Origin of the sequence: Acinetobacter sp. UBA991 (assembly GCF_002292065.1) — a bacterium.
In the GTDB taxonomy this organism is placed as follows: domain Bacteria; phylum Pseudomonadota; class Gammaproteobacteria; order Pseudomonadales; family Moraxellaceae; genus Acinetobacter; species Acinetobacter higginsii.
In genome coordinates, this window is record NZ_DBBF01000013.1 from 121,099 (window position 1) to 128,358 (window position 7,260).

The 7,260-nt window shown below is 40.6% G+C and carries 6 protein-coding genes and 1 pseudogene; 1 reads left to right on the forward strand and 6 read right to left on the reverse strand.

Annotated elements, in window-relative coordinates; all coding sequences use genetic code 11:
• The 6 genes from B2727_RS05275 to B2727_RS05300 are packed head-to-tail and all read right to left on the reverse strand — an operon-like array spanning position 1 to position 6,600.
• Positions 1 to 849 carry an ABC transporter permease gene (locus B2727_RS05275; protein ID WP_004805249.1) on the reverse strand — a complete coding sequence of 283 codons (849 nt, stop codon included), beginning with the start codon at positions 847 to 849 and terminating at the stop codon, positions 1 to 3.
• Positions 846 to 1,997, reverse strand: coding sequence for an ABC transporter permease (locus B2727_RS05280; RefSeq protein ID WP_033133513.1), 1,152 nt, complete (start codon positions 1,995 to 1,997; stop codon positions 846 to 848). Before B2727_RS05280 ends, B2727_RS05275 begins: the two co-directional genes overlap by 4 nt.
• A gap of 5 nt (positions 1,998 to 2,002) precedes the next feature.
• Positions 2,003 to 3,577, reverse strand: coding sequence for an ABC transporter substrate-binding protein (locus B2727_RS05285; RefSeq protein WP_033133512.1), 1,575 nt, complete (start codon positions 3,575 to 3,577; stop codon positions 2,003 to 2,005).
• Positions 3,578 to 3,587: 10 nt separating this feature from the next.
• Complete coding sequence (locus tag B2727_RS05290; RefSeq protein WP_033133511.1) at positions 3,588 to 4,781, reverse strand: LLM class flavin-dependent oxidoreductase; 1,194 nt, start codon at positions 4,779 to 4,781, stop codon at positions 3,588 to 3,590.
• Positions 4,782 to 4,814: 33 nt separating this feature from the next.
• Positions 4,815 to 5,525 carry a class II aldolase/adducin family protein gene (locus B2727_RS05295; protein WP_004655066.1) on the reverse strand — a complete coding sequence of 237 codons (711 nt, stop codon included), beginning with the start codon at positions 5,523 to 5,525 and terminating at the stop codon, positions 4,815 to 4,817.
• A 13-nt stretch (positions 5,526 to 5,538) separates the two neighbouring features.
• Positions 5,539 to 6,600, reverse strand: a complete 1,062-nt coding sequence (locus B2727_RS05300; RefSeq protein WP_004655068.1) for an ABC transporter substrate-binding protein — start codon at positions 6,598 to 6,600, stop codon at positions 5,539 to 5,541.
• Positions 6,601 to 6,873: 273 nt separating this feature from the next.
• Between B2727_RS05300 and B2727_RS05305 the strand changes: the two are divergent.
• Positions 6,874 to 7,260: pseudogene (locus B2727_RS05305) on the forward strand (chromate resistance protein); the annotation flags it as partial.

Below are 7,260 nucleotides of genomic sequence, written 5' to 3' on the forward strand. Positions count from 1 at the left end.
TTATTTTTCCTCAATCCGAGCTGCTGCACGTCCAACGCCCTCAGCCAATACATTCGTTCCGAGCGCAAACAAAGCAATTAAGATGACAGGAGCAAATACCGCCCACGGCTGCACCAATAAACCAGCGCGATTTTCATTAATCATGAGTCCCCAATCTGCTGCTGGAGGTGCCACACCATAACCAAGAAAAGCCAAACCCGATAACATACCCACAGCCCATGTCAGCATCACACCAAGATGGATGAGTAAAGGCGTCAGCATGTTGGGTAAAATTTCACGAAATAAAATATAGGTTTTTGAGTACCCGAGAATTCTGGCTGCTTCGATATATTCTTGTTCCACCAGATTAAGTGCAACGCTTCGCGCAAGACGCACTACGCCAGGAATAAAAGCAATTGAAACCGTTAAAACAATGAGCCAAGGTTCCCGACCTAACATTGAAACGATAAGCAAGACCAATATAAGATCAGGAAAGGCCATAAAAACATCTGTAAGCCAAGTCACGAACTGATCAATCTTATTTCGAGCAAAAGCAGCGAATATGCCTAAACTAGAGCCAATAATTAATGCAACCAAACTGGCAGCCAGTGTCATCCAGATAATAGAAGCCCCTCCTGAAAGTACACGCGACCACACATCATGACCGATATAATCATATCCAAGAAACGATTTTCCTTCAGGCGGACCATATGTCATGCCGATCAAAGCAGTGGGCTCAAAGGGAACCAAGAGCGGTCCAACCAGTGCAAAAATCAACACTAAGGTCGTGACTACAAATCCAAAACGTACTTGTCTTTCACGAATTAATGTTTGAAAAAAATTTCTTTGGTACCAATGAAGTGAGCTCATTTCCCACCTCCTTGCTGAATGTTCTTTAAAGCATTACGGCGGTCAACAGGTTTTACTGTAATTGGTCGACCTGACTTCCATAAACGTAATGCCTGACGACGGCCTGGCGAACGTGCTTTATGTCTTTTGGCTGTTCGTATTCTTGGTGTGAGTAAGGTTGTGATTAAATCTGCAATTAAATTAACGGCTACCACACAAATGGTCAGTAATAAAACAATTGCTTGAATGGTCGGGATATCTCTTAATTCAATTGCGGCATTGAGTGCATTACCAATACCGGGATAACTGAAAACCACTTCAATAATGAGAGCTCCACTCAGCAGAACCCGTATCGTTAATGCTGTTCCCTGCACCACTGGCACCAATGCATTTGGTAAAACATGTTTCCATATGATCCGTCGCTCAGGAATACCACGTAATCGTGCAGAGGTCACATAATCCGACTCAAGTGCATCAATCATGGAACCACGAACTAAACGCATCAGATATGGAATAAGCGATAAGGCCAAAGTTAAAATCGGTAAAACTAAAAACTCTATTTGGCTAAAAGCTGACTGCTCTGGAATCAACAAGGATGCAGCTGGCAATATGTGCAGGATTGAGGTTGAGAAAAACATCATTAACCAGATTGCAATCACAAATCCTGGAACAGCCTTGAATAGAATAGAGCTAGAAACAATAATACGATCTAGTTTGCTATCTCGACGGAGTGACAGCCACACACCCAGTACCACTGAAAGTGGTACAGTAATAACAATAACCAAGATCGTTAATGCAACGGTGTTACCAAAATAATTCTGAACAATCTGTACAACAGGTACATTTGAATCAATCGAACGGCCAAAATTACCTTGCAATAATTGACTCAGCCAATGCCAGTATTGAATCAATATTGGATCGTTCAGGCCCAATTGTTCACGAAGTATTTGAACCGTCGCTTCTGGTGCTTCTGGGCCCAAAATGACGCGAGCCGGATCAGATGGGAGTGCTTGTGTGGCAATAAATACAATGAGACTAATCACAAATACAACCAATACACCTGACAACAACCGTGTGAAAAACCAAGGTAACCATGCTGGTATTTCAAATGATCTCGTCATTGTTTGATGTGAAATGGCTGTCTCTATATTGCTGGATTGCGTTGTCATAGCGGTCACCCCCTACGCCAAAATTCATCTGTACGCCACGCTGCAAAGCCTGTGCGATCGGGTGTTACGCCACCAATTTGGCCAGAATGTGCATCGAGTACATTATTAAAACCCCAAATGAGCAAACCACCTTGCTCATGTTGAATATGCTGTGCTTCATGAATGAGAACTTTGCGTTTTTCCAAATCAGGCTGTTGTAATGCTGTATGAACCAATTCAGTAAAACGTTCATTGTTAAATCGAGTTTTATTATTTGCCGCACCAGGCCCATCAATTTGCAAAACGGTTAATAAAAAAGGTCGTGAAACGTTTGAACCTGTACTAAATGCCCAATCTTGTTTTACAGCATCAGCAAAGGTGGCAGCTTCAACCTGTTTAACATTAACAATAACACCAGCCTGAGCCGCATGCTGAGCAAAAACCAATGCGGCATTGCTATCTGGACCTGTATACAAATCAACCGCCAAGCTATTGCTAAAACCAGCTTCTTTCAACAATCCCTTAGCTTTATTTAAATCTTGCTTACGCTGTAGAATACTGTGGTCATACACGGGATCACTAAAGGAATAGAGATCATTTGCAACTCGTCCTTGACCAGCTAAAGCCCTTTTAACCAAATCATCTCTATTGGCAATCAATCTAAAAGCTTGACGTACTCGAGGATCATTGAAAGGTGCTTTTGAGGTATTCATATCAAAAGATTGCCAAGCATCTGTTTCAGAAGAAACGAGATTCAATCGTTTATTGGCTTGAATTAAAGAAATATGCTCGGCACTTACACCTGAAGCAATGTCAATTTGACCAGATTGCAAAGCAGCAAGACGCCCTGTCTGATCTTTAAAATCAATGATTTCTATTGCATCAGCATAAGGCCTATTTTCTTTCCAGTAATTTTCAAAACGGACAAAGCGTGAACGCTGGCCTGGTGTAAAACTGTCAAGCTTAAAGGGACCTGCTCCTACGACATTTTTAACTGGGTCATAATCTGTAGGAACGATGCCTCCCCAACTCATCCATGCCTCAGGTAAAGCAACCAACCCTTTTCCTTGAGTAAAAGGAATCTCAACTGTGTATTCATCTCGCTTTTTAATCTCATTCCTTTGCAAAGAATAAAGATAGGCTGCAAATGGAGAAGCGAGTTTAGGGTCCGTCAAACGGCGTAAGGAGAAAATAACATCATCAGCAGTAATCGTTTTACCATGATGAAATTCGAGTCCTTTTTTTAAGCGAATGGTCCATTTCGTCCCATCATTATTCGGCTCCGCAAATTCAGCAAGTGCGAGTTTGGGCTGGATATCTCTACCCCATTCCCATAATTTTGCATATAAAGGCCAACCTCTGAATGCACTGGACATACCAATAGGCTTATGCGCGTCTAAATTACCGGCTTGATTGCCATTGATTACTCCAATTTTGATCACACCGCCTTTTTTCGGATTATCATTTTGAGTATTACTAGGACTAGCACTCTCAGAAGATGAAGAGTCAGTTTTAGAACATCCTATTAGGCTAATTGCAGCAACAGCTCCAACCCCCAATCCAGTCTGCTTAATCAGTTCTCGACGTGTAATTTTGTTCATGTTTTCTCCCTTAAACTACGATTTCTTGATTCAAGAGAGAATCAATGGATGAATTTTTATTGAGCTTAGGTAACTCAAAACCATGATCGAGCTCTAATAACGGGAACAATAAATCAGCTACGCGATAGGCTTCTCCAATTAAAGGGAAACCAGATAAGATAAAGGCAGATACACCATAGCTTTCGTATTCTTTAATCCGTTCAGCAATATTTTCAGCACTGCCGACCAAGGCAGTACCTGCTGCTGGGTTTAAAATATCAAAACCAAATAAAGATGGCCCAGTCCAAACATTAGGATAAATTTCAAAATCTTTAGCACGAGGTAATACCCCATGTCGTAACAAAGTGAGATTTCTTTGAACGATCGGATTTGGGCTTTGATAACTCTCAAAAGTTTCATCGGGAGGAAGCTGCCGTTTAACAGCTTCAATTGCATAATTTAAATCAATCTTGTCGAGTAATGACTGAGCATACTGCCAAGCCTCTTCTTCTGTTTCTCGGACAATAATTTGCAATCGAGTACCAAACTCTAAAGTACGCCCAACTTTTGCCGCCTCAGCGGCAACTTTGCTAAACTTTTCTCCAAGCAGCGGTGGCGTATTCGCAAAACTTAAATACACATCGAGTAATTCAACAGAATGCTGAACGCCTTTGGCAGAAGTTCCAGCTCCCCATAAAGGAACACCCTGCTTTTGAGTTGGACCACGCCATTTGGACATTGGAGATCCACTTTCTAGACGTGGTGCAATTTGAATAAATTCCCCCTCAAATCCAGATCGATCACCTAAATAGTTTTGCTGAAATGCTGTCCAGTATTCCTTACTAAAGTCATAACGCTCATCATGAGTATAGTGAATACCTAAAGCTGCCAAACCCTGATCATTTCCATTCACAACATTGAATAACAAACGTCCTTTAGAGAAGGCATCAAACGTTTGCGCATATTTCGCCAAAACTGCTGGCTGGACTTCTCCAGGATGTTGGGCAACCAGAAACTTTAAACGTTCAGTAAATGGAATTAAACTTGCAGCAACAGCAAGTGTTTCATACTCGCTGGTACCCATAAGTGAACCGTAAAAACCAAGTCGATCCGCAGTAATCGCAATCTGTTGCAAGTGTTCATAATCAGTATCCCACCGCCCAGATTCCAACCAAGGATATGGTCCATCCGGAGAAGTGAGATACCATAAAAGTTTTACAGCCATAGTATTCTCTATATTTATATTTGAATCAGATTTCTAATGAAGTGGAAGTAATCCAAGCGACTTGGCTTTATCGGTTAAACCACTCATTCGCCACTGCTGCTGTAAAACACCCTGTCCGTATTCACGGCTTCCCCCAGCTAATTCAGCTAGTAGCTGAATCTGTGCACCTTCCTCAAGTAACAAGATAAATTCAGCTGTTTCTTGTAATCCCTGACGTCCCCATACGGTTGCACCACCGTTGGCTTCTAAAATTGCTCGATGTTCGATATCAACTTTGAGTTGATCTAAAATGAAATCGACTTCTGCCTGACGGCGATCAATATAAATTGGGAGTTCTTTAAATAAATGAAAGCGCTGAACAGGCACATAACGAATCGGTAAGGTACGATGGGTTTGCGCCCAAGCCCCTAAATTCGGCGCGTGTACATGAGATATTGTGGTGACATCTGCATGCTCGCGAAAAAGTTTGTTATAACGCCCACCTGCATTTTTTCTTCCCAATAAAACTTCACCATCAATTGTCTCCACAAGTACTTTGCTTTTTTTATCTTTAGACCAAGGTCCTGCGTAGTTAAAAGTGACTAAGGTATTATCAGGTCCACGTTCAACAAAATTAACCGTTCCATTTGCCGTGATTGTTCTTGTTTCACGGAATACTTCAAAAGCAAATTCAGCTTTTTCACGATTCAATTCGATAAAGTCATTGAGTTCAGGAGAAAGTGGCGTTTGAATAAGTGTTGTCATGATCAATATCCTATTAAAATTGCTTATTTTGGCGGCGCTTTAAAACTTCGAGCAAAGGACGGTGGTCGACCCAAGTATTAATATCGACATCACGCTCAAGAAAACCATGTAACCAAAGGAAATCTTTTTGTTGTCTTAAAAGCTCTAAACGCTCTTCACTTAATGATGGATGTAAAGACTTATGAAAATTATTACGGTAAGCTGTTGCGACACTCTCTGCGCCTGCAATCGTTTCATCTTCAAGAATAACCAGCACTTCATCTAAATGATCTTGAGCCCAATCTGCGGTATCAAACAGCTCTTCCAGAAAATCAACGACGACATCAAAGTGATCTTTTAACAAATCTTCATGTACGGTAATTGGACGAGGCGTACCATTGTTTACACGGGAGGTCACATCTTCAAATTGATCCAAATCAATCCCAACTTTTAAACCGCGTTTTGTCGCAGCTTCAACAGCAGATGCTCCTTTTACATAAACAGCATCAACTTCACCGGTGATTAACGCATCTAATCCAGACCAATAGGTACTGGCATCACGTTGTTGTGTATTCGATTCCGCTCGTTCAGGGACTTCAATAAAATCCACATCACGGAAAGTTAAATTTGCGAGTTGCAAAGCACCTCGAATACCCTGTAAAGACATCGCTCTAAAAATGCTACCTGCCCGTTTGTCTGCATATTCAGGTAAAGCAACTTTTACATTTTTTAAATGCTCTGGCTTGCTGATTTCAGAATCAGGGCGAACAATAATTACCTGCCATTCATCAATCCATGTCAAACCAATGAGTCGACTTGGAGCACCTTCAGAACGAGCAGCTAATGCTGGAACATTTCCACCTTCACGAAATAATGCTGGCAGTTGATGATCAAAATGATGAACAGATAGACCTTTGCGCGCATCTTGTAAAACAGCAACATCAATACCATGCTGTTCAAACTTTTCAATCAGTGTCCCACGTTTAAGTGAGATCCCTGTTGCCGTTGGGACTGGACATCGAGTGACCCAGATTTCAGATAAAGTACTTTTCACAAATTCTTTAGAATTTTCTTTTTTATCGATAACAAGTGACATAGGTATTCCTTAGGATAATTCCAATTTCATATCACTTGTATTGAGCAGCTTTTATGCCAATATTAATTATTTATAATTTTCAACATCTTATGAAAAATTACAATCAAGTTATTGTTTATATTTCATCATTTTTTTAAATCAGTGTTGTTTTCACAACACCTAATAAAGAAATGACTGTGCTTAATCATTTTTCAAAATTAGAAATCTATTCTTCGTATATATGTTTTAAGTTTTTATGTGTAATATATTAAACAAATAAGTTGAGTATATTACATGAAAATATCTTTACTCATATCCTCATTGCCTACGCAGAACACAACAACTCGTATGAGAGTCTGGCGATCTCTCAAAGCAAGCGGCGCAGCAATTCTAAGAGATGGCGTCTATTTGCTCCCTATTACTCATAGTGCAAAGTTTGAACCTATTGCTAATGATGTTATTTCAGAACAAGGAACTGCTTATATCTTTCATGCAGAGCAACCCTTAAATCTTGAGCTTGCTCCTTTTTTTAGTCGGAAAGAAGAATACGATGCTCTCTATAAACAACTGTCTGAATTAAGAGATCGGCAGACCAAAGATGAAAAGAAAGAGCTGCTCAAGCAAATCCGGAAATTAAGAAAAAGTATCGATGCACTGGTGGAAATTGACTATTACCCCGAT